This window comes from Paraburkholderia sp. CHISQ3 (genome assembly GCF_030464945.1).
In the GTDB taxonomy this organism is placed as follows: Bacteria; Pseudomonadota; Gammaproteobacteria; order Burkholderiales; family Burkholderiaceae; genus Paraburkholderia; species Paraburkholderia megapolitana.
The window spans coordinates 1-22,329 of record NZ_JALPRG010000015.1; the positions used below are offsets into that span (position 1 = coordinate 1).

Annotated in this window: 17 protein-coding genes; 15 read left to right on the plus strand and 2 right to left on the minus strand. The window is 63.0% G+C overall.

The window, feature by feature from the left end; translation table 11 throughout:
- Positions 1-267: 267 nt before the first annotated feature.
- Positions 268-1,461, minus strand: a complete 1,194-nt coding sequence (locus tag M0D65_RS29020) for a M20 aminoacylase family protein (protein ID WP_266255629.1) — start codon at positions 1,459-1,461, stop codon at positions 268-270.
- 169 nt (positions 1,462-1,630) lie between these two features.
- Between M0D65_RS29020 and M0D65_RS29025 the strand changes: the two genes are divergently transcribed.
- Positions 1,631-3,709, plus strand: coding sequence for a molybdopterin-dependent oxidoreductase (locus M0D65_RS29025; protein WP_266255631.1), 2,079 nt, complete (start codon positions 1,631-1,633; stop codon positions 3,707-3,709).
- A gap of 174 nt (positions 3,710-3,883) precedes the next feature.
- Complete coding sequence (locus M0D65_RS29030; protein ID WP_266255632.1) at positions 3,884-5,557, plus strand: long-chain fatty acid--CoA ligase; 1,674 nt, start codon at positions 3,884-3,886, stop codon at positions 5,555-5,557.
- Positions 5,558-5,780: 223 nt separating this feature from the next.
- Here the strand turns inward: M0D65_RS29030 and M0D65_RS29035 are convergent, their stop codons facing one another.
- A complete protein-coding gene (locus M0D65_RS29035; RefSeq protein WP_266255633.1) occupies positions 5,781-6,938 on the minus strand; it encodes a porin in 1,158 nt (385 codons plus the stop codon).
- Positions 6,939-7,242: 304 nt separating this feature from the next.
- Between M0D65_RS29035 and coq7 the strand changes: the two genes are divergently transcribed.
- The 13 genes from coq7 to M0D65_RS29100 all read left to right on the plus strand — a co-directional run bounded on the left by coq7 (position 7,243) and on the right by M0D65_RS29100 (position 22,329).
- The gene (coq7, locus tag M0D65_RS29040) at positions 7,243-7,881 is read left to right on the plus strand and encodes a 2-polyprenyl-3-methyl-6-methoxy-1,4-benzoquinone monooxygenase (protein ID WP_266255634.1); all 639 of its coding nucleotides are present in this window, start codon (positions 7,243-7,245) and stop codon (positions 7,879-7,881) included.
- Between the two features lie 416 nt (positions 7,882-8,297).
- Positions 8,298-8,726 carry a division/cell wall cluster transcriptional repressor MraZ gene (mraZ, locus tag M0D65_RS29045; protein WP_091010950.1) on the plus strand — a complete coding sequence of 143 codons (429 nt, stop codon included), beginning with the start codon at positions 8,298-8,300 and terminating at the stop codon, positions 8,724-8,726.
- Between the two features lie 27 nt (positions 8,727-8,753).
- Positions 8,754-9,695, plus strand: a complete 942-nt coding sequence (rsmH, locus tag M0D65_RS29050; protein WP_266255635.1) for a 16S rRNA (cytosine(1402)-N(4))-methyltransferase RsmH — start codon at positions 8,754-8,756, stop codon at positions 9,693-9,695.
- Positions 9,692-10,045 carry a cell division protein FtsL gene (ftsL, locus tag M0D65_RS29055; RefSeq protein WP_091010952.1) on the plus strand — a complete coding sequence of 118 codons (354 nt, stop codon included), beginning with the start codon at positions 9,692-9,694 and terminating at the stop codon, positions 10,043-10,045. The genes rsmH and ftsL overlap by 4 nt, the downstream gene beginning before the upstream one ends.
- Positions 10,042-11,916, plus strand: coding sequence for a penicillin-binding protein 2 (locus M0D65_RS29060; protein WP_266255636.1), 1,875 nt, complete (start codon positions 10,042-10,044; stop codon positions 11,914-11,916). Before ftsL ends, M0D65_RS29060 begins: the two co-directional genes overlap by 4 nt.
- On the plus strand, positions 11,913-13,457 hold the full coding sequence (locus M0D65_RS29065; RefSeq protein WP_266255637.1) for a UDP-N-acetylmuramoyl-L-alanyl-D-glutamate--2,6-diaminopimelate ligase: 1,545 nt from the start codon (positions 11,913-11,915) through the stop codon (positions 13,455-13,457). The genes M0D65_RS29060 and M0D65_RS29065 overlap by 4 nt, the downstream gene beginning before the upstream one ends.
- Positions 13,454-14,866 (plus strand): UDP-N-acetylmuramoyl-tripeptide--D-alanyl-D-alanine ligase, encoded by a 1,413-nt coding sequence (gene murF / locus M0D65_RS29070; RefSeq protein ID WP_091010955.1) that lies wholly within the window; start codon positions 13,454-13,456, stop codon positions 14,864-14,866. The genes M0D65_RS29065 and murF overlap by 4 nt, the downstream gene beginning before the upstream one ends.
- A gap of 18 nt (positions 14,867-14,884) precedes the next feature.
- Positions 14,885-16,054, plus strand: coding sequence for a phospho-N-acetylmuramoyl-pentapeptide-transferase (gene mraY / locus M0D65_RS29075; RefSeq protein WP_091010956.1), 1,170 nt, complete (start codon positions 14,885-14,887; stop codon positions 16,052-16,054).
- A gap of 30 nt (positions 16,055-16,084) precedes the next feature.
- A complete protein-coding gene (murD, locus tag M0D65_RS29080; protein ID WP_091010957.1) occupies positions 16,085-17,599 on the plus strand; it encodes a UDP-N-acetylmuramoyl-L-alanine--D-glutamate ligase in 1,515 nt (504 codons plus the stop codon).
- Positions 17,596-18,876 carry a putative lipid II flippase FtsW gene (gene ftsW / locus M0D65_RS29085; protein ID WP_091010958.1) on the plus strand — a complete coding sequence of 427 codons (1,281 nt, stop codon included), beginning with the start codon at positions 17,596-17,598 and terminating at the stop codon, positions 18,874-18,876. Before murD ends, ftsW begins: the two co-directional genes overlap by 4 nt.
- Positions 18,873-19,988 carry an undecaprenyldiphospho-muramoylpentapeptide beta-N-acetylglucosaminyltransferase gene (murG, locus tag M0D65_RS29090; protein ID WP_091010959.1) on the plus strand — a complete coding sequence of 372 codons (1,116 nt, stop codon included), beginning with the start codon at positions 18,873-18,875 and terminating at the stop codon, positions 19,986-19,988. The genes ftsW and murG overlap by 4 nt, the downstream gene beginning before the upstream one ends.
- On the plus strand, positions 19,985-21,391 hold the full coding sequence (gene murC / locus M0D65_RS29095) for a UDP-N-acetylmuramate--L-alanine ligase (protein ID WP_091010960.1): 1,407 nt from the start codon (positions 19,985-19,987) through the stop codon (positions 21,389-21,391). Before murG ends, murC begins: the two co-directional genes overlap by 4 nt.
- The gene (locus M0D65_RS29100; RefSeq protein WP_091010961.1) at positions 21,388-22,329 is read left to right on the plus strand and encodes a D-alanine--D-alanine ligase; all 942 of its coding nucleotides are present in this window, start codon (positions 21,388-21,390) and stop codon (positions 22,327-22,329) included. The genes murC and M0D65_RS29100 overlap by 4 nt, the downstream gene beginning before the upstream one ends.

Sequence of the window (22,329 nt, forward strand, 5' to 3'; positions counted from 1 at the left end):
CTCATGCTGCAAGACAAGACCCCGCCCTCAACCAGCGGGGTCTTGGCGTTTACGGTCCAGGTTTAGTAGCGTACAACCGTACGCGTCTCATGCCTTGCCGGACGACGCCCCCCGGTACTTCACCCCGGGGGCGGCCACCGCCCCAGCTTGTTGTTCACTCATCTCGTTACGCACGCAGATGAAATACGCTGCATAGCGCAAACTCTTTCCCGACGACCCTTCCAAACCCCTCAGTAGGCCACCGAGAATAATCGTCATCGCATAAAGCTACCGCTGCGACAAAAACTGCTGCGCCAGCCGAACCCAATACGTTGCACCGATAGGCAACAGCTCGTCATTGAAGTCATAGCTGGCGTTGTGCAGCATGCATGGTCCCGCTCCGTGGCCGGCATCGCGGTGACCGCCTTCGCCGTTGCCGAGGAACGCGTAGCAACCCGGCTTCGCCAGCAGCATGAACGAGAAGTCTTCCGCACCCATCGTCGGTTCGACGGCATCGTCGACGTTCTCCGCGCCGACGATCTCCTTCATCACCGCCACTGCGAAGCGCGTCTCCTCGCCGCTATTGATCGTCGGCGGATAGTTGCGGTGGAACGTCAGTTTCGCCGAGCAATCGTATGCCTCCGCGGTCGTCTCCGCGATCTTGCGCATGCGTGTCTCGATCAGATCGAGCGTCGCTGTCGTAAACGTACGCACGGTTCCCGCGATCCATGCATCGTTAGGAACGACGTTCACTGCATCGCCGGCGTGGATCTGGGTAATGGACAGCACCGCCGTATCGAGCGGTTTCTTGTTGCGGGTGATGATGCCTTGCAGGCCGTTGGCGATCTGTACTGCGGTAAATACTGGATCGTGTCCGTTGTGCGGCATCGCCGCGTGCGACCCCGTACCCTTGATCTCGATCCGGAATTCATTGCTCGAGGCCATGATCGGGCCTTCCGTCACACCGAACTGACCGGCAGGCATGCCGGGCCAGTTGTGAATGCCGAATACGGCATCGACAGGGAATTTCGTAAACAGACCGTCGTCGATCATCGCCTGCGCGCCGGCCCCACCTTCTTCCGCCGGTTGAAAAATGAACACGATCGTCCCATCGAACTCCCCGTGTTTCACGAGGTGCCGCGCCGCACCGAGTAGCATCGCGGTATGCCCATCGTGTCCACACGCATGCATCTTCCCGTCATTGCGCGAACGATGATCGAAGGTGTTGAGTTCCTGGATCGGGAGCGCGTCCATGTCGGCGCGAAGACCGATCGACCGCGTGCTGCTACCGCGCTTCAGGATGCCGACCACTCCGGTCTTACCCATGCCTCGATGCACTTCGATCCCCCAGTCGGCCAGTGTTTTCGCAACAAGGTCGGCCGTCTGGGTTTCTTCGTAACGAAGTTCGGGATGTGCGTGAATCGTTCGTCGCAGGGTCTGGATTTCGCCGCTCGCGGCCTGAATTTCGGGGATCAGTTTCATGATGGAATCGGGCTTCGATGTACGTGATGTCGTCCGAAGCCACTTGCGTGCTTCGGACATCGAGGCGATCCATTCTACGCCCACCGGAATTTTTGGCAGTACGGCACGGGCCGGCTCGCTGCGGACGTAATAAAATCGGTTCTATTCCGCTCATCAACTACCACCGCCCATGAACGCCCCCGCCGAATTCGCCCGTGCCGTCTGTCCGCACGATTGCCCGGACACCTGCGCCATGCGCGTGACCGTCGAAGATGGACGGGCCATCAAAGTCACCGGAGACCCCGATCACCCGCCCACCCAGGGCGTTCTCTGCACGAAGGTGAGTCGTTACGCGGAGCGCGTACATCATCCGGAGCGTTTGACGACGCCGATGAAGCGCGTCGGCAGGAAGGGCGAAGGCCGGTTTGAGCCCATTAGCTGGAACGAGGCACTCGAGATTGCGGGAACGCGCCTGTCGGAGATCGCGAGTCGCGCGCCCGAGGCGATCATGCCGTACAGCTACGCCGGCACCATGGGGCTCGTGCAAAGCGAAAGCATCGCCCAGCGCTTTTTCCATGCAATCGGAGCGTCGCAGCTGGACCGCACGATCTGCGCCGCAGCCGGCGCGGCCGGGCTCAAATACACCTATGGTGCGAGCCTCGGCATGCTGACCGAGTTCTTCGAAGAGAGCGAAGTCATTCTGATCTGGGGTGCCAACCCGATCGCATCAAACCTGCACTTCTGGACACGCGCTCAGGAGGCGAAGCGTCGCGGCGCGAAGCTGATCGCGATCGACCCCTATCGCTCGCTGACCGCCGAAAAGTGCCACCAGCACATTGCGCTGAAGCCGGGCACCGACGGTGCGCTCGCGCTCGGCATGATGCATGTGCTGATCTCGGACAACCTGCTCGATCCGGCGTATATCGCCGACCACACGCTCGGTTTCGACGAGCTCAAAGCACGCGCGCTGACCTATCCACCTACGCGCGTCGCGCAGATCTGCGGTATCGACGAGCAGGTCGTCGTCGATCTTGCGCGTTTGTACGGTAGTACCCGCAAGGCGTCAATCCGTCTGAACTACGGCATGCAGCGCGTACGTGGCGGGGGCAACGCGACGCGGGCCATCGCGTGTCTGCCGTCGCTGACGGGTGCGTGGCGAGATCGGGCGGGCGGCTTGCTGCTGTCTTCATCGGGCTGGGCGCCGGTCGATTCGCACGCGCTCGGGCGCCCCGATCTGATACCGGGCTGGCCGCAGCGTCAGCCGCGCGTCATCAATATGAACGAAATCGGCAATGCGCTGCTGCATCCGGGCGATGCTGCGTTCGGGCCGCAGGTCGAGGCCGTCATTGTCTATAACTCGAATCCGGTGGCCGTCGCGCCCGATTCAGAGCGAGTCGCGGCCGGCTTCGCGCGTGAGGACCTCTTCACGATCGTGCTTGAGCATTTCCGCACCGACACCGCTGATTTTGCCGATCTGCTTCTCCCAGCGACAACGCAACTCGAGCATCTCGATGTGCACAAGTCCTACGGCCACACCCACGTGATGGTGAATCTGCCCGCGATCGCGCCGGTTGGCGACGCACGGCCGAACACGGAGATCTTTCGGGGGATAGCGCGGGCGATGGGACTGCAAGAACCGGCGTTGTTCGAGAGTGACGAGACGGTTGCGGCGAATGCGCTGCACTGGAGCGATCCGGCGCTTGCCGGAACCGACTGGGAAACGCTGAAACAGACGGGCTGGGCTCGTCTCAATCTGCCGGACGCACCGTTTGCGAACGGCGGCTTTCGCACTCCGTCTGGCAAGTGCGAGTTCTCGAGTCAGCGCCTCGCGCAGCAAGGGCTTGATCCGTTGCCGGATTACCTGCCGCCGTATGAATCGGCGGAAGGTTCGCCGGAGCTCGTCGAACGCTATCCGCTGGCGATGATTTCGCCGCCCGCCCGCAACTTTCTGAACAGTACCTTCGTCAATGTCACGAGCCTGCGGTCGACCGAGGGTCATCCGCATCTCGACATCCATCCTTCAGACGCGCAACTCCGCGGAATCACAGATGGCGATCAGGTGCGTATCTTCAACGACCGCGGTTCGATGCAAGCGCGCGCTCGCGTGACGGACAAGGCGAGGGAAGGGCTCGTAGTCGGACTGTCGATCTGGTGGAAAAAGCTCTCGCCGGACGGCCGCAACGCCAATCAGGTCACGAGCCAGCGGCTCACCGACCTGGGTGGTTCCGCAACCTTCTATGACTGTCTTGTCGAAGTCGAGCGAGTCTAACGGTTGCCGGAAACGTCCTTCAACGGGCTTCTATCCCCGGTTATTTGTGAAAAAATCGCCTTGTTGTTCGAGGGCGTCGTCTAACCATGCCGCTTTTCGCGCTTTGCCGTTGGACCTGCATGCTACGATGCGCTTTTTAGCACGATCATTCGAAAATATAGAGGGAGACGCCGCGTGGAAAAAATCTGGCTGAAGTCTTATCCGTCTGGCGTTCCAGCTGAGATCGATCCGACCCAGTACGCATCGATTGCCGATCTGTTCGAGGAAAGTTTTCACAAATATCGCGCGAAGCCGGCGTTCGCGTGCATGGGCAAAGAGATTACCTACGGCGAACTCGACACGCTTTCCGCGAAGCTCGGCGGATGGTTGCAGTCGAAAGGAATCGCGCGTGGCGCCCGCGTCGCGATCATGATGCCGAACGTGTTGCAGTATCCGGTCGCATTGGCCGCGATTCTGCGCGCCGGGTATGTCGTCGTGAACGTGAATCCGCTGTACACGCCGCGTGAACTCGAACATCAACTGAAGGACAGCGGCGCCGAAGCGATCATCCTGCTTGAGAATTTCGCAGTGACGCTGCAGGCGGTTGTCGCCAACACCTCCATCAAGCACATCGTGGTTGCGTCGCTTGGCGATCTGCTGGGACCGAAGGGGCTCATCGTCAACTTCGTGGTCCGCCGGGTCAAAAAGATGGTGCCCGCCTGGAATCTGCCGGGGCACGTCAAATTCAACGATGCGCTCGCGGAAGGCGCGCGCCGCTCATTCAGCCCGGTCAAGCAAGGCCCCGACGATATCGCTTTCCTGCAGTACACGGGCGGCACGACCGGGGTGGCGAAGGGTGCCACGCTGCTGCATAGAAACCTGATCGCCAATGTGCTGCAGTCGGAAGCCTGGCTCCAGCCGGCGCGCGCGAAGCGGCCCGATATCGACCAGTTCATCACGGTCGTGGCACTGCCGCTGTATCACGTGTTTGCGCTGACGGTTTGCGGCCTGTTGACCATTCGCACCGGCGGCCTCGGCGTGTTGATTCCGAATCCGCGCGACATCGCGGGCATGATCAAGTCGCTGCAAGGCTATCCGATCACGACGATACCGGCGGTGAACACGCTGTATAACGCGATGCTCAATCACCCCGATTTCGACAAGCTCGATTTCTCGAATCTGCTGGTCGCGAACGGTGGCGGGATGGCGGTTCAGGAGGCGGTCGCGAAGCGCTGGTTCGAGAGAACGAACGCGCCGATCATCGAGGGCTATGGCCTTTCGGAGACCTCGCCCTGCGCGACCTGCAACCCGTCGAACACAGCGGAGTACAGCGGGACAATCGGACTGCCGATGCCGTCCACAGAGATTTCGATCCGCGATGACGAGGGCAACGAAGTAGCGCTCGGCCAGCCAGGCGAAGTCTGTATTCGCGGACCGCAGGTGATGGCCGGCTACTGGAATCGCCCCGACGAAACCGCCAAGGTCATGACGGCCGATGGGTTCTTCAAGTCGGGAGACGTAGGTTTCATGAACGACCGTGGTTACACGAAGATCATCGACCGCAAGAAGGACATGATCCTGGTGTCGGGCTTCAACGTGTATCCGAATGAGATCGAAGACGTGGTGGCCAAGCATCCCGGCGTATTCGAAGTGGCGGCCGTTGGCGTGCCGGACGAGCATTCGGGCGAGGCGGTCAAGCTGTTCGTGGTGAAGAAGGATCCGGCGCTTACCGACGCGGTGCTGTTCGCGTACTGCAAGGAGCAACTGACCGGCTACAAGCGGCCGAGAATCATCGAGTTCCGCACCGAGCTGCCGAAGAGCAATGTGGGCAAGATCCTGCGTCGGGAATTGCGCGACGGGCGCGCGTAACAGTATGTAGTCGGGCGCCGAACAACGTTACGGCGAGCGTGAAGGTGCGATCGAGTAGGTCGCACATGACGCGAAGACAACTGGATCTGCAAGATCAAACGGCCTGACAGGTTCGATCCCTGTCAGGCCGTTTTTCATTATCCATCCGCACAACCCGCAAAAGCAGTAGATAAAAAAAGGCGCCCGAAGGCGCCTTTGAGTTGAACTGCTTTTTTACGACTTATTAGAACTTGTGGCGGATACCGACACGTGCCGTCAGCTGGTTCTGGTTCGCCGAAGGCGTCAGGCCGTTGATCGAAGCATCGGCTTGGATAACATTGCCCTTCGCGTCCAGCGTATTGCCCAAAGCATGCTGGTAGACGCCAATCACATAGACGTCGGTCCGCTTCGACAGGAAGTAATCGGCGCCGATCGAACCTTGGTGATACTGGGCAGCGGAGCCGCCGCTGATCTTGCTGCCGCGCGTGTAGTCATACGCAGCGCCGAGCACGAGTGCCGGGGTCAGCTGATACTTGAAGTTCAGTTCGCCGTTGTTGAACGTGGCGGTCTGGCTCAGGAACGCGCCGCTCGAGAAGTTCATGAACTTGATGTTCGAGTACGTCGCGCCGATCGTTGCTGCGCCGAACGTGTAAGCACCGCCCGCACCGATGACCTGGTACGTGTTGGCATTTGCGTAGCCAGCATAAACCGGCGTCGTGACGCCAGCCGGCGTGCTGCTCGTCGTGTTGTTGCCGAACAGGCCAGTCGACGACGACGGGTTGCGTGCGTTCAAATAGCCGACGCCCAATACCAACGGGCCGTTGTTGTAGGCGGCACCGGCGGAGAACGTCTGATTGCGGCTGAAATCGCCTGCCACGCCACCGAAGCTGTACAGGGCGCCGAACGTCAGGCCAGCGTAGTTCGCGCTGGTGAACTTGACCGCGTTGTTCACACGGTAAGCGTTGTTGAAGTTGTCGAGGTCGCCCGGGTGAGCAGCGATGTAGCCGCCCCACTGGTCGCCGGCTTCGAGCGGGCCGACGTAGTCGACGACGGAGTCGTACTGACGACCCAGCGTGACCGTACCGAACTGGCTCGACAGGCCGACGTAGGCTTGACGACCGAATTCCAGACCGCCTTGACCGAGCTTGCCGCTGTTCACGTCAAAACCGTTTTCGAGCACGAAGATTGCCTTCAGGCCACCGCCCAGGTCTTCCGTGCCACGCAGGCCCCAACGGCTGCCTTGCAGAACACCGCTCGACAGGTTGTACAGGTGCTTGCCGCCTGCGTTCGTGTTGATGTTGAAACCTTCGTCAATAATGCCGTACAGCGTGACGCTGCTTTGAGCATGAGCGACGCCAGCGAACGCGCCAAAAGCTGCAAGCGCGAGAAGCGACTTTTTCATCGAATGATCTCCAAGGATGCTACGAATTTTTGTCACAAGGCGAGTAGTTGTCTGTATTGCGGCCTTGCCATTAACTTCGCGAGAAGTTGCCACGTAATGTAACAAAAGGGTTTATCGAGACAAAGGAAAAGCAGACCGCCTGGTCGGTCCCTGTTTCGTTTACGCAACATGGTCTAGAATCAAAAGTCGGCCACCCGTTTTGCCATAATCCGTGGCTTGGCAGCGCCCGTTTTTTTGTCCGCATACCTTTGCTGGACGGGCGTTTGCGGGTATCGGTGGCGAATTGAAAAAGCAGGAGAACCAGATGTTGCTGGACGAATGGATTAGCGAGTTTGATCGGGGTTTACGCTCAATGACCGGAGTGTCTCGAATGACGCGCCCGATGCCGGTTCCGCCTCCGCTGGAGCCCGCCGAAACCGCTGCGGAGCTCTCGCCTGCCGAGCGCAATCATGCGGCTGCGCTGATGCGGGTCAACCATGTCGGCGAGGTGTGCGCCCAGGCGCTTTATCAGGCGCAGAAGCTGGCCACGCGTTCGCCGACCCTGAAAGACGCCTTCGATCACGCCGCCCGTGAAGAGGAAGATCACCTTGCGTGGACCTCCCGACGACTCGATGCACTCGAGTCCCGCCCCAGCCTGCTGAATCCGCTCTGGTACGCCGGCGCACTCGCAATCGGTCTGGTGGCCGGTCGCCTCGGCGATCGTGTGAGTCTTGGCTTCATGGCGGAAACGGAGCGCCAGGTCGAGCATCATCTAAATGGCCATCTCGATGCATTGCCCGAAGCCGACCGGGAATCGCGTGCCGTCGTCGAGCAGATGCGTGCCGACGAAGCGGCTCACGGTAAGGCCGCGGTCGACGCAGGTGGCATCGAATTGCCGTTTCCCGCTCGCGCGTTGATGCGTGCAGCGTCGAAGGTGATGACTCGTACTGCGTACTATGTCTGAAGGTCTTGTTTGAAGTGGGACGGCGCGATCCGCGCTGTCTCAAAAATGCGGTGCCGGTTTTACCTCACATCGTTACTCCACGTCGGTTATCCCGCCTTATTTCTCCCGCCCAGATCGCTTTTCCGCCCGGCGCTTCCCTCCTGCTTTTCACGTATCACCTTCACAAGCTTCACTAGTCCATTCATTTATAAAGGTTTTCCCATTTTAAGGGTGACGTGAAGGAGTCGCGCTAAGTCCTTGTTCTAACAAACAAATTTCGTTAAAAAACCGCGCATCTCCCTTGACCCGTCTTTAGCGTTCCTCTAAAGTGGGAGACAGTGTGAGAAAGTGTATTTTTGTGTGATTTCCCGGGCCTTTCCGGGTAGATTTTCGAAATCAGGCGAACGGCGGCGGACGCCGGGCAAGGGGAGAGCGAAGTGTTCCAAGGGGCGTCGGCGCTGACACTCGATGCGAAAGGACGGATGTCGATTCCGTCCCGCTATCGGGATGCGCTGCAAGGACAGGCAGAAGGCCGGGTGACGATTACCAAGCACCCGGACGGCTGCCTGTTGCTGTTTCCGCGCCCGGAATGGGAGGTCTTTCGCACCAAGATCGCAGCGCTGCCCATGGACGCTCACTGGTGGCGCCGGATTTTTCTCGGTAACGCATCGGATGTCGATCTGGACACGGCGGGTCGCGTGCTCGTGTCGCCGGAATTGCGGCTGGCCGCCGCGCTTGAAAAAGAAGTGATGTTGCTCGGCATGGGCAGTCACTTCGAGTTATGGGACGCGCAAACCTACGCTGCGAAGGAACAGGCGGCGATGGCCCAGGGCATGCCCGATGCGTTGAAGAATTTCACGTTCTGATCGCGGTTCACGAATATGGCACCTGCGATGGGAAACGAGTTGCAGCATCGCACGGTGCTGCTGGAAGAAGCGGTCGATGCGTTGCTGATGCGCGCGGACGGCGTCTACGTGGACGGCACGTTCGGGCGCGGCGGTCACAGCCGCGCGGTGCTGGGCAGGCTGGGCGAAGCGGGGCGGCTGATCGCCTTCGACAAGGACCCGCTCGCCATTGCCACGGCGCAGCAGATCGCCGATCCGCGTTTCGAGATCGTGCACGAGAGTTTTGCTTCACTGCGTGACGCGCTAGCGGCGCGCGGAGTAGGGCGTGTGTCGGGAGTGTTGCTGGATCTGGGCGTGTCGTCGCCGCAAATCGACGACCCGGAGCGGGGTTTCAGTTTCCGCGCCGACGGCCCGCTCGACATGCGAATGGACCCGACGCGCGGCGAGTCTGCCGCTGACTGGCTCGCGCGGGCCACGGTGCAGGAACTGACGGAGGTGATACGAGATTATGGGGAAGAACGGTTTGCTTTTCAGATTGCAAAGGCGCTTGTTGCTCGCCGGGCAGAGTCCGACCGTCTTGGGCCTCTCGTCAGCACGGGCGAGCTTGCCGAAATCGTGGCTAACGTCGTCAAAACCCGTGAGAAGGGCAAGGATCCGGCAACCCGCACCTTTCAGGCTATACGGATTCACGTCAATCAAGAGCTTGCGGAGCTGCAAGTCGTTTTAGAAGCTGCATTGTCGTTGCTGGAGCAAGGGGGGCGGCTGGTGGTGATCAGCTTTCATTCGCTCGAGGACCGGATCGTCAAGCGGTTCATGCAGGTGCACGCTAGTGCGCCTGTGCTCGACCGCCGCCTGCCGATCCGTGCCGCTGATCTCCCCAGCCCGCCGCTCAAACTGCGTGGCCGCGTGTTCGCGAGCGACGCGGAAGTCGCCGCGAACCCGCGCGCGCGTTCCGCCGTGATGCGCATCGCCGAGCGGATCGCGCCATGAACCGCCTCAATATCTTCCTGCTGATCGTCGTGATGGGATGTGCGTTGTCGGTTGTTAATGCGACGAACCAGCAGCGCCAGATCTTCATCCAGTTGCAGCGCGCACAGACGCAGGAGCGTCAGTTGCAGCAGGATTATTCGCAGCTTCAATATCAGCAGAGCGCGTTGTCGAAGACTTCGCGCATCGAACAGATCGCCACGGCTTCACTGAAGATGCAGTCCGTCACGACCGGCCGTACGCAATACCTGACGCTCGATTCCGGCGCCGTGAAGGCTGAGGACGCACCGATCCCGACGTCGGCGCCCGTGCCGGCACCCGCTACGGCGACCCATCGCGGAGGCGCACGATGAAGAAATCGTCGAACCGCAAGAGCGTGGCCTTTTCGGCGAACCCGATCCTCTCGGTGCGTCTGCCGATGTGGCGCTCGAAGCTCGTGGTGTTCATGCTGTTCATGGCGTTCGTCGCACTGACCGCGCGCGCGTTCTGGATTCAGGGGCCGGGCAACGCGTTCTATCAGAAGCAGGGCGAGAGCCGCTATCAGCGCACGCTCGAACTGCCGGCCACGCGCGGCAAGATTCTCGATCGCAACGGACTCGTGCTCGCCACGAGTCTGCCGGTGCGCGCGATCTGGGCGATTCCCGAAGCCGTGCCCGACGATCTCGGCGCCGACAAGCTCGCGTCGCTCGGCAAGCTGCTTGGCATGACGCAAAAGGAATTGCGCACCAAGCTGTCGGAGGACAAGACCTTTGTCTACGTGAAGCGCCAGGTGCCGGTCGACGTTGCCCAGCAGGTCGCCGATCTCGACATTCCCGGTATCTATCAGCGCGACGAGTACAAGCGCTTCTATCCGGAAGGCGAGATCACCGCTCACCTGATCGGCTTCACCAACGTCGAGGACGAAGGCCAGGAAGGCGTCGAACTCGGCGACCAGAAAATGCTCGAAGGCACGCCCGGTATCCGCCACGTCATCAAGGACCGCATGGGCCATATCGTCGAGGACGTCGACGAGCAGGTGATTCCGCACAACGGCGACGACGTGGACCTGTCGATCGACAGCAAGGTTCAGTACATCGCGTATACGAACCTGAAAGCGGCTGTGGAGAAATTCAAGGCCAAGGCCGGTGCGGCGATGGTGATCGACGTGAAGACCGGCGAGGTGCTGGCTCTCGTCAATTACCCGACCTATAACCCGAACGACCGCACGCACCTGACCGGCGAGCAGTTGCGAAACCGCATCCTGACCGATGTGTTCGAGCCCGGCTCGATCATGAAGCCATTCACGATCTCGCTCGCACTCGATCTGCATCGCGTCTCGCCGACTACCCTGGTAGATACAGGCCCCGGACGTTTCATGCTCGACGGCGCGCAGATCACCGACGACAGCGCGTTCGGCGTGCTGACCGTAGGCGGCGTGATCCAGAAGTCGAGCAACATCGGCGCGACCAAGATCGCGATGCAGCTTAAGCCCGAAGAGATGTGGAACATGTACACCAGCATCGGTCTCGGTCAGGCGCCGAAGGTCGGCTTCCCGGGTGCGGCGGCCGGCCGTCTGCGTCCGTGGAAGAGCTGGCGCCGGATCGAACAGGCGACGATGTCGTACGGCTACGGCCTGTCGGCGTCGCTGTTCCAGCTTGGCCGCGCTTACACGGCCATCGCGCACGACGGCCAGGTGCTGCCCGTGTCTATTTTCCGCACGCAGGGCGATGCGCAGGTGACCGGTCCGCAGGTCTTCTCGCCGACCACCGCACGCGAAGTTCGCGCGATGCTCGAAACCGTCGTGGCGCCAGGCGGCACATCGCCGGAAGCGGCAGTGCCCGGCTATCGCGTCGGCGGCAAGAGCGGTACCGCGTACAAACACGTCGGCCGCGGCTACGACAAATCGAAGTACCGCGCGTCGTTTGTCGGCATGGCGCCGATGCCGAATCCGCGCATCGTCGTTGCGGTGTCGATCGACGAACCGACGTCCGGTAGCCACTTCGGCGGGTGGGTGTCGGGTCCGGTGTTCTCGGCAATCGCCGGCGATACGCTGCGTTCTCTGAACATACCGCCTGACATGCCGGTGAAGCAGCTAGTCGTGTCCGACGACAGCGCATCCGCGGCACCGTCAGCACCCACGCCCGCGCTAGCACCCACCGCTGCGAAGAGGCTCGCGACGAACACCGCCGCGAAACACATGACCATCGCCGACAACGCGAAGAACCGCCCCGGAGTCGTGCGATGAGCGTATTTCGGTCCTCGCACCCCGCGCACCGGCAGATCGCCGACGCGCTCGCCTGGCTGCGCGCACATGCGCAGCCGACGGCGCATCTGCACGCCGATACGCGCTCGCTTGCCGCCGGCGATGTTTTTCTCGCCTACGCGGTGGACGGCGCGGACAATCGCGCGTTCATCGATAACGCGATCGAGCGCGGCGCTGCCGCGGTGCTGTATCAGCCGGACAATTTCGCGGGTCAGCCGGACCCGGCGGTCGCGCACGCGGTGCCGGCGCTGAACGAACTGGCGGGATCGATTGCGAGCGGCTGGTACGGAGACCCCAGCGATGCGCTGCTTGCGATCGGCGTGACCGGCACGAACGGCAAGACGTCGTCGACCCAATGGATCTCGGCGGCACTGAGCGCACTGGGTAAGCCTTGCGCGATCATCGGGACGCTCGGCAGCGGCATGCCGGGGCAACTGGTCCACACGGGCTTCACGACACCGGATGCACCGCAGCTGCAGCGCAACCTCGCCGAACTGCGCGACGCGGGTGCACAGGCGGTGGCGATGGAAGTGTCGTCGCACGCGCTGCATCAGGGCCGCGTGAACGGAACCTCGTTCGATATCGCCGTCTTCACCAATCTCACGCAGGATCACCTCGACTATCACGGCACGTTCGCCGCTTACGAAGCGGCGAAAGCACGGCTCTTCGCGTGGCCCGGCTTGCGCTGCGCGGTGATCAATCGCGACGACGAAGCGGGCCACCGGTTGATCGCCAGTGTGCGCGGTCACGCGCGCGTTATCGCTTACGGTCTCGACACCGCGCCCGACGGTGCGCCGGCAGCCGATGCATTGCTACTCGCCTCGAACGTGCGCCCCACCGCGATCGGGACCGCATTTCATCTCGCATCGGACTGGGGCAATGCCGACGTCGAGGTCGCGACACTCGGCGCGTTCAACGTGAGCAATCTGCTCGGCGTGCTGGGCGCACTGCTTGCCGCCGACGTACCGTTCGACGCCGCCCTCGCCGAACTGGCGAAGCTGGAACCGGTGAACGGCCGGATGCAGCGGCTCGGTGGCCGCCTGCAGAACGACGAGCCGCTCGTCGTGATCGACTACGCACACACACCCGACGCGCTCGACAAGACGCTGACCGCCCTGCGCCCGATGGCGGAAGCGCGCGGCGGCGAACTGATCTGCATGTTCGGTTGCGGCGGCGACCGCGATGCGACCAAACGGCCGCTGATGGGCGCGATCGCCGAGCGGCTCGCCGATGGCGTCGTCGTAACCAGCGACAACCCGCGTGGCGAAGACCCGCAGAGCATCATCGACCAGATCGTCGCGGGCATGCAGGACGCGTCGAAGGCGCGCCGCATCGAGGATCGCGCGAGCGCGATCCTGCAGGCAATCCGCACGGCCGCACGCGAAGACGTGATCGTGCTGGCCGGCAAAGGGCACGAATCGACTCAGGAAATCATGGGCAGGAAGCGCGCATTCTCCGATCAGGATCACGCCCGTCTCGCGCTGGCTGCGCGGGCGACGCAGGCACGGGGAGGTGGCGAATGACTTTGTTCTCGCTGCGTGAAGCCGCTGGGCTGATTCCGGGCGCAACTGTTCTCGGCGATGCGGGCACGACGTTCGAACGCGTGTCGACCGACAGCCGCACGGCCGGCCCCGGCGATCTGTTCGTCGCGCTGAAGGGCGACCGCTTCGATGCACACGATTTCCTCGCCGACGTCGCGGCACGGAACGTATCGGCGGTGCTGGTTGCACGCAGTCCCGACGGCTGGCAAGTGCCGACGTTAAAAGTAACGGATACGCGCGTCGCACTCGGCACGCTCGCGCGCGGCTGGCGCCGTCGTTTCACATTGCCGCTCGTTGCAGTGACGGGCAGCAACGGCAAGACGACGGTCAAGGAAATGATCTCGTCGATCTTCGCGGCTGCGGTTGGTGCCGATCTGCGGCTTGCGACTGCTGGCAACTTCAACAACGACATCGGCGTGCCGTTGACGCTGTTCCGTCTTACCGCCGCGCACCGGTTGGCTGTAATCGAACTCGGCATGAATCATCCCGGCGAAACGGCGGTGCTCGCGAAACTCGCGGAGCCGACGGTCGCGGTCGTGAACAACGCACAGCGCGAACACCAGGAATTCATGGCGACGGTCGAAGCGGTCGCGCTCGAACACGCGAGCGTCATTCACGCGCTGGCACCTAACGGCACAGCCGTGTTCCCCGCCGACGACGCGTACGCCAGCATCTGGCGCGTGGCCGCCACCGGCAACCCGATCGTCGATTTCTCGCTGAACGACGCGAACCGTCATACAGAAGCCGCGGTGACCGGCACGCTGACCGGCAACCGTCTGGGCATCGACACGCCAGCAGGCCACGTCGACATCACGCTGCAGGTGCTCGGCGAGCACAACGCGCGCAACGCACTGGCCGCGACGGCCGCAGCGCTTGCCGCTGGTGTAACGCTCGACGCGATCCGCCGTGGCCTCGAAGCATTCGGCGCCGTGAAAGGGCGCCTGCAGGTGAAGCATGCGACACGCGGCGCGCTGGCCGGCGCGACCGTGATCGACGATACGTACAACGCGAACCCCGACTCGATGCTTGCTGCAATCGATGTGCTCGCCGCTCAGGCATCGCCGCGCGTGCTGGTGATGGGCGACATGGGTGAAGTCGGCGACAACGGCCCGGCGTTTCATCGCGAGGTCGGTGCCTATGCGAAGGAGCGCGGTATCGACGAGCTGTTTGCGCTCGGCGACGCGACCCGCGATGCGTGCGGCGCGTACGGCGCCGGCGCGTACCACGCGGACGACCTCGCTGGATTGCTCGCGCAATTGCAGCAAGCCGGCTTCGGCGCCGGTGCAACGATTCTCGTAAAAGGCTCGCGTTTCATGCAGATGGAGCGCGTGGTGGACGCCATCACGAGTCCACAACCCGACGCATCGGGCCACGCGCCCGGCGCGCACTGAAAGAGAAGGACCGAAAGCATGCTTCTGGCGCTGGCGCAATGGCTGCAGAATGACGCAAGCTTCTTGCGCGTGTTCAGTTATCTGACGTTCCGTGCGGTGATGGCGACCATCACCGCGCTGTTGATCGGGCTCGTCTGCGGCCCGTGGGTGATCCGTACGCTCGCCGCGATGAAGGTCGGCCAGGCCGTGCGCAAGGACGGCCCGCAAACGCACCTCGTGAAATCCGGCACGCCGACGATGGGCGGTGTGCTGATCCTGATCGGTATCGCGGTTTCGACGCTGCTGTGGGGCGACCTGACCAACCGCTTCATCTGGATCGTGATGCTCGTCACGTTCGGCTTCGGGGTGATCGGCTGGGTCGACGACTATCGCAAGGTGGTCTACAAGGACCCGCGCGGCATGTCGTCGCGCGAGAAGTATTTCTGGCAGTCGGTGATCGGCCTGTTCGCCGCGGTGTATCTCGCGTTCAGCGTGTCCGAGGCGAGCAACGTGCGTGTGTTCGATCTGTTCATGGCATGGGTGAGAAGCGGTCTGTCGATGGGGCTACCCGCGCGCGCCGACCTGATGCTGCCGTTCGTCAAGTCGATCAGCTATCCGCTTGGCGTATGGGGTTTCATCGTGCTGACGTATCTCGTCATCGTCGGCGCGAGCAACGCGGTGAATCTGACCGACGGGCTCGACGGCCTCGTCATCATGCCGGTCGTGCTGGTCGGCGCATCGCTCGGTGTGTTCGCGTATGTGATGGGTAGCGCGGTGTATTCGAAGTATCTGTTGTTCCCGCACATCCCAGGCGCCGGCGAGCTATTGATCTTTTGTTCGGCAATGGGTGGCGCGGGACTCGCGTTTCTCTGGTACAACACGCACCCCGCGCAGGTTTTCATGGGCGATGTCGGCGCACTTGCGCTGGGCGGCGCGCTCGGCACGGTGGCCGTGATCGTGCGCCAGGAAATCGTGCTGTTCATCATGGGCGGAATTTTCGTCGCCGAGACGCTCTCGGTGATGCTGCAGGTCACGTGGTTCAAATATACGAAGCGCCGTTACGGCGAAGGGCGGCGCATCTTCAAGATGGCACCGCTGCATCATCATTTCGAACTGTCGGGATGGAAAGAGACGCAGGTCGTCGTGCGTTTCTGGATCATCACGCTGATGCTGTGTCTGTTCGGTTTGTCCACGCTCAAGTTGCGTTAAGCGGTAGCAGGAAAGAAAGGGGAAGCACGGATGTTTGGCGAGAAGTTTCGGGATCGGCAAAAGCCGATGGTGCTCGTGCTGGGACTCGGGGAATCGGGTCTCGCGATGGCGCGCTGGTGCGCGCGCCACGGGTGCCGGCTGCGCGTTGCCGATACGCGCGAGGTGCCGCCGAACCTGTCCGGGCTCGAAGCGCACGGCGTCGATGCCGAGTTCATTGGCGGTGCGTTTTCGACGGCGCTGCTCGAAGGTGTCGAACTGGTTGCCATTAGCCCCGGCCTGTCGCCGCTCGCCGCCGATCTCCTGCCGCTGATCGCCGCTGCGCGCGAGCGCGACATTCCGGTCTGGGGCGAACTCGAATTCTTCGCCCAGGCACTGAAGACGCTCGGCGAGAGCGGCTACGCGCCGAAGGTGATCGCGATTACCGGCACCAACGGCAAGACCACGACGACGAGCCTGACTGGCCTGCTGTGCGAACGCGCCGGCAAGAAGGTCGCGGTGGCGGGCAACATCAGCCCGGCCGCGCTCGACAAACTCGCCGAAGCAATCGATAACACCGCGCTGCCCGACATCTGGGTGCTCGAACTGTCGAGCTTCCAGCTGGAAACTGCGCACACTTTTGCACCGGACGCAGCGGTCGTGCTGAACATCACGCAGGACCATCTGGACTGGCACGGCGGCCTCGATGCGTACGCGGCGGCCAAGGGCCGTATCTTCGGGCCGAATACCGTGCGCGTGCTGAATCGCGACGATGCGCGCGTGATGGCGCTTGCACCCAACGCGGGACATGCAGTGCCGACGGTGACGTTCGGCCTGAACGAGCCGACCCGCAACGGCGACTACGGCTTGCTGCGCGACAACGGGATGCAGTGGCTAGTCGAAGCGCACGACCGCGATGCATCCGACGAGCCTCAACCGACGCGCCGCCGCAAGAACGATCCGGTAGCACCCGCGGACATCGGCCTGAAGCGCCTGATGCCCGCCGACGCGCTGCGCATCCGCGGTCTGCACAACGCGGCGAACGCGCTGGCCGCGTTTGCGCTCGCCCGCGCGATCGGTCTGCCGGGTGCGCCGCTGCTGCACGGTCTGCGCGAGTATCGTGGCGAGCCGCATCGTGTGGAATTGATCGCGTCGATCGAAGGCATCGACTATGTCGACGACAGCAAGGGCACCAATGTCGGCGCAACGGTTGCTGCGCTCGACGGTCTCGCACAGCGCACGGTGCTGATCGCGGGCGGCGACGGCAAGGGTCAGGAGTTCGAGCCGCTCGCCGAGCCGGTGACGCGCTGGTGCCGCGCCGTGATGCTGATCGGCCGCGACGCGCCGCACATTCGCGCAGCGCTCGCCGATACCGGCATCCCGCTCGCCGATCACGCGACGCTCAAAGAAGCCACGCGCGCCGCAAGCGCACTCGCTCAACCTGGCGACGCCGTGTTGCTGTCGCCGGCCTGCGCGAGTTTCGACATGTTTACGGGGTATGCGCATCGTGCGGCGGTCTTCCGCAGCACGGTCGAAGACATCGCTGCAGAACGGGGGACGATGCTATGAGCTGGTCCGAACGTTTCGGCTCGCGGCTTGCCGGGCAACGCGGCTCGGTCGGTGAAGCTGCTACTGCGGGACGCAGCGGCGGTCGCGCGACGGCGAGTGGTCTTGCGAGCGCGGTTAACGGCGTTCGTCCGTTGCGCTCGCGCATGCTCGATTACGACCACTCATTGCTGTGGGTCGTGATCGCGCTGCTCGGGCTCGGCATCGTGATGGTGTACTCGGCGTCGATCGCGATGCCCGATTCGCCGAAGTACGCGTCTTATCGCGACTATGCATTTCTCGTGCGGCAGATCGTCTTCGTGGTGATGGGTTCGGTGGTCGGTGTGATCGCGTTCCGGATTCCGATCTCGACGTGGGACAAGTACGCGCCGAAGCTCTTCCTGCTCGCGCTGCTCACGCTGGTGATCGTGCTGATTCCGCACGTCGGCAAAGGCGTGAACGGTGCGCGGCGCTGGATTCCGCTCGGCATCACGAACATGCAGCCGTCGGAGATCATGAAACTCGCGGTGACGATCTACGCGGCCAACTACACGGTGCGCAAGCAGGAGTACATGCACAGCTTCGCGAAAGGCTTCATGCCGATGGCGGTTGCAGTTGGCGTGGTGGGCGCGTTGCTGCTGCTCGAGCCGGACATGGGCGCCTTTATGGTGATCGCGGCGATCGCGATGGGCGTGCTGTTCCTCGGCGGCGTGAACGGCAAGCTGTTCGGCGGCCTTGTCGCGACGGCGGTCGGTACCTTCAGCTTGCTGGTGTGGGCCTCGCCGTGGCGTCGCGAGCGGATCTTCGCGTATCTCGATCCGTGGGACGACCGCTACGCGCAGGGCAAGGCGTATCAGTTGACTCACTCGCTGATCGCCTTCGGTCGCGGCGAATGGTTTGGCGTAGGGCTTGGCGGCAGCGTCGAAAAGCTCAACTATCTGCCGGAAGCGCATACCGACTTCATCCTCGCGGTGATCGGCGAAGAACTCGGTTTTATCGGCGTGCTGGTCGTGATCCTGATGTTCTACTGGATCGTGCGGCGCTCGTTCGAGATCGGCCGCCAGGCGCTCGCACTCGATCGCACGTTTGCCGGGCTCGTCGCGAAGGGCGTCGGCATCTGGTTCGGTGCGCAGACGTTCATCAATATGGGTGTGAACCTGGGCCTGCTGCCGACCAAGGGGCTGACTCTGCCGCTCGTTAGTTATGGCGGCTCGGGCATTCTGCTGAACTGCGTTGCGATCGCGTTGCTGATGCGCGTCGACTACGAGAACCGTGTACTGATGCGTGGGGGCAAGGTATGAGCGTCGCTGCGCGCACGCTGATGGTGATGGCCGGTGGCACCGGGGGGCACGTCTTCCCGGGGCTCGCGGTCGCGCATCGGATGCAGTCGCAGGGCTGGAATGTCGTCTGGCTCGGCAACCCGGCGGGTATGGAAGCGACGCTGGTGCCGAAGCACGGCATCGCGATGGAATACGTGCGCTTCGGCGGATTGCGCGGCAAAGGCATGAAAACCCGCTTGATGCTGCCCGTTAACCTGCTGCGCGCGTGTGCGCAAAGCCTGTCGGTGCTGCGTCGCGTGAAGCCGGATGTCGTACTCGGCATGGGCGGCTACATCACGTTTCCGGCTGGCCTGATGACTGCACTATCTGGCCGTCCGCTGGTGCTGCACGAACAGAACTCGATCGCTGGCCTCGCGAACAAGGTGCTCGCACGGCTCGCGAAGCGCGTGCTCGTCGCGTTCCCCGGTGCGCTGCCGCATGCAGAATGGACCGGCAATCCGATCCGCGACGAACTGACTCACGCGGCCGCTCCGCAAACACGTTATGCCGCGCGCAGCGGCCCGCTGAATCTGCTTGTAGTGGGCGGCAGCCTCGGCGCGGCCGCGCTCAACGAAGTCGTGCCACGTGCGCTCGCGCAGCTTGCACCGCATGAACGGCCGCGCGTCGTGCATCAGGCGGGCGCGAAGCACATCGACGTGCTGCGTTCGAACTACGCGGAAGCGGGCTTCACGCCGGGCGAAGACGTGCAACTGGTGCCGTTCATCGACGACATGACGGCTGCCTACGGCAACGCCGATCTCGTGATCTGCCGTTCGGGCGCGATGACGGTCTCCGAGATCGCCGCAGTGGGCGTGGCCGCGTTCTTCGTGCCGTTCCCCTACGCCGTCGACGATCACCAGACCACTAACGCAGCGTTTCTCGCCGATCACGGCGCGGCGCTGGTCGTACAGCAACGCGACCTGACGGCGGAAACGCTCGCCGACTGGTTGCGCAGCCAGACCCGGGAAAAACTCGCGGTCATGGCAGAGCGTTCGCGCTCGCTCGCGAAACCCGATGCCACCGAACAGGTCGCGCAGATCTGCGCCACTGTGGCCGGTGGGCTCCCGAGTACGAGCCCGCAAGGAAAGCAATGAAACACATCGTCAAACATATCCATTTTGTCGGGATCGGCGGCGCGGGGATGAGCGGCATCGCCGAAGTGCTCGTCAACCTCGGCTATCACGTGAGCGGTTCCGATCTCACGCGTAACGCGGTGACCGACCGGCTGGCCGCACTCGGCGCGAAGGTCGCGATCGGCCACGACGAAGCGAACATCGAAGGGGCGAATGCAGTCGTCGTGTCGACGGCCGTGCGCAGCGACAACCCGGAAGTGCTGGCTGCGCGTCACCGGCGCATTCCAATCGTGCCGCGCGCGGTGATGCTCGCGGAACTGATGCGCTTGAAGCAGGGCATCGCGATTGCCGGTACGCATGGCAAGACTACGACGACCTCGCTTGTCGCGAGCGTGCTCGCCGCGGGCGGGCTCGATCCGACCTTCGTGATCGGTGGCCGTCTGATCAGCGCGGGCGCGAATGCACGGCTCGGTACCGGCGACTTCATCGTCGCCGAAGCGGACGAGTCCGACGCGTCGTTCCTGAACCTGTTCCCAGTGATCGAAGTCATCACGAATATCGATGCCGATCACATGGACACCTACGGTCACGACTTCGCGCGGCTCAAGCAGGCGTTCATCGAGTTCACGCACCGGTTGCCGTTCTACGGCATCGCCGTGCTGTGCGTCGACGATCCGAACGTGAAGGAGATCCTGCCGTTCGTCTCGAAGCCGATCATCCGCTACGGCTTCGCGCCGGACGCGCAGGTGCGCGCGGTGAACGTCGTCGCGCGCGACGGCAAGATGCATTTCACGACGATGCGCGAGGACGCGGCGCCGCTCGATATCGTGCTGAACCTGCCCGGGACGCACAACGTGCAGAACGCGCTGGCGGCGATCGCGATCGCGACCGAACTCGAAGTGAAGGACGCGGACATCCAGCGCGCGCTCGCCGATTTCAACGGCGTGGGCCGGCGCTTCCAGCGTTACGGCGAAGTGCCGATCCCCGCGGATAACAAGGCAGGCGGCAGCTACACGCTGGTCGACGACTACGGCCATCACCCGGTCGAAATGGCGGCGACGGTCGCAGCGGCGCGCGGCGCCTTCCCCGACCGCCGGCTCGTGCTGGCATTCCAGCCGCACCGCTTCACGCGCACACGCGACTGCTTCGAGGATTTCGTGAAAGTGCTGTCGACTGTCGATGCACTCGTGCTCACCGAGGTCTACGCCGCAGGCGAAGCGCCGATCGTCGCCGCCGATGGCCGCGCGCTCGCGCGAGCGATCCGGGTGGCGGGCAAAGTTGAACCAGTATTCGTCGAGACAGTCGATGAAGTGCCTGACGCGCTGGCGACAGTCGTACGCGACGGCGATGTGGTGATTACGATGGGAGCGGGTTCGATCGGCGGCGTGCCGGGTCGGCTTGCGCAAACGGAAGGTGTGAAATGAGCGGTATCGATCCGAAGCAGTTCGGCAAGGTTGCGGTCCTGTTTGGCGGCGTGTCCGCCGAGCGCGAAGTGTCGCTCAATTCCGGTCGCCTCGTGCTGCAGGGATTGCGCGAGGCCGGCATCGACGCGCATCCGTTCGATCCGTCCGAGCGGCCGCTCGGCGCGCTGAAAGATGAAGGTTTCGTACGTGCGTTCAATGCGCTGCACGGTGGGTATGGCGAAAACGGCCAGATCCAGGGCGCGCTCGATTTCTACGGCATTCGCTATACGGGCACCGGCGTGCTCGGTTCGGCGCTCGGGCTCGACAAGTTCCGCACCAAGCTCGTGTGGCAGCAGCTCGGCATTCCGACGCCGCCGTTCGAAACGGTGCTGCGCGGCGACGACTTTGCGGCGCGCGCGCCGGAGATCGTCGCGAAGCTCGGTCTGCCGCTGTTCGTGAAACCGGCAAGCGAAGGCTCGAGCGTCGCGGTGATCAAGGTGAAAAGCGCAGACGCGTTACCGCCCGCACTGGCGGAAGCGGCGAAGTACGACACGATCGTGCTGGTGGAGAAAAGCATCGAAGGCGGCGGCGAGTACACCGCATGCATCGCCGGCGATCTCGACTTGCCACTGATCCGCATCGTGCCTGCCGGCGAGTTCTACGACTACGACGCGAAGTACATCCTCGATACGACGCAGTATCTGATTCCGTGCGGCGTTGCGCCGGACGCCGAAGCGAAGCTGAAGAAGCTGGCGCGCCGCGCGTTCGACGTGCTCGGCTGCACCGACTGGGGCCGCGCCGATTTCATGCTGGATGCCGGCGGCAACCCGTACTTTCTCGAAGTGAATACGGCGCCGGGCATGACCGACCATTCGCTGCCGCCGAAAGCGGCGCGCTCGGTCGGCATCAGCTACCGGGATCTGGTGGTGAAGATCCTGTCGCTGACCTTGAAGGATTGA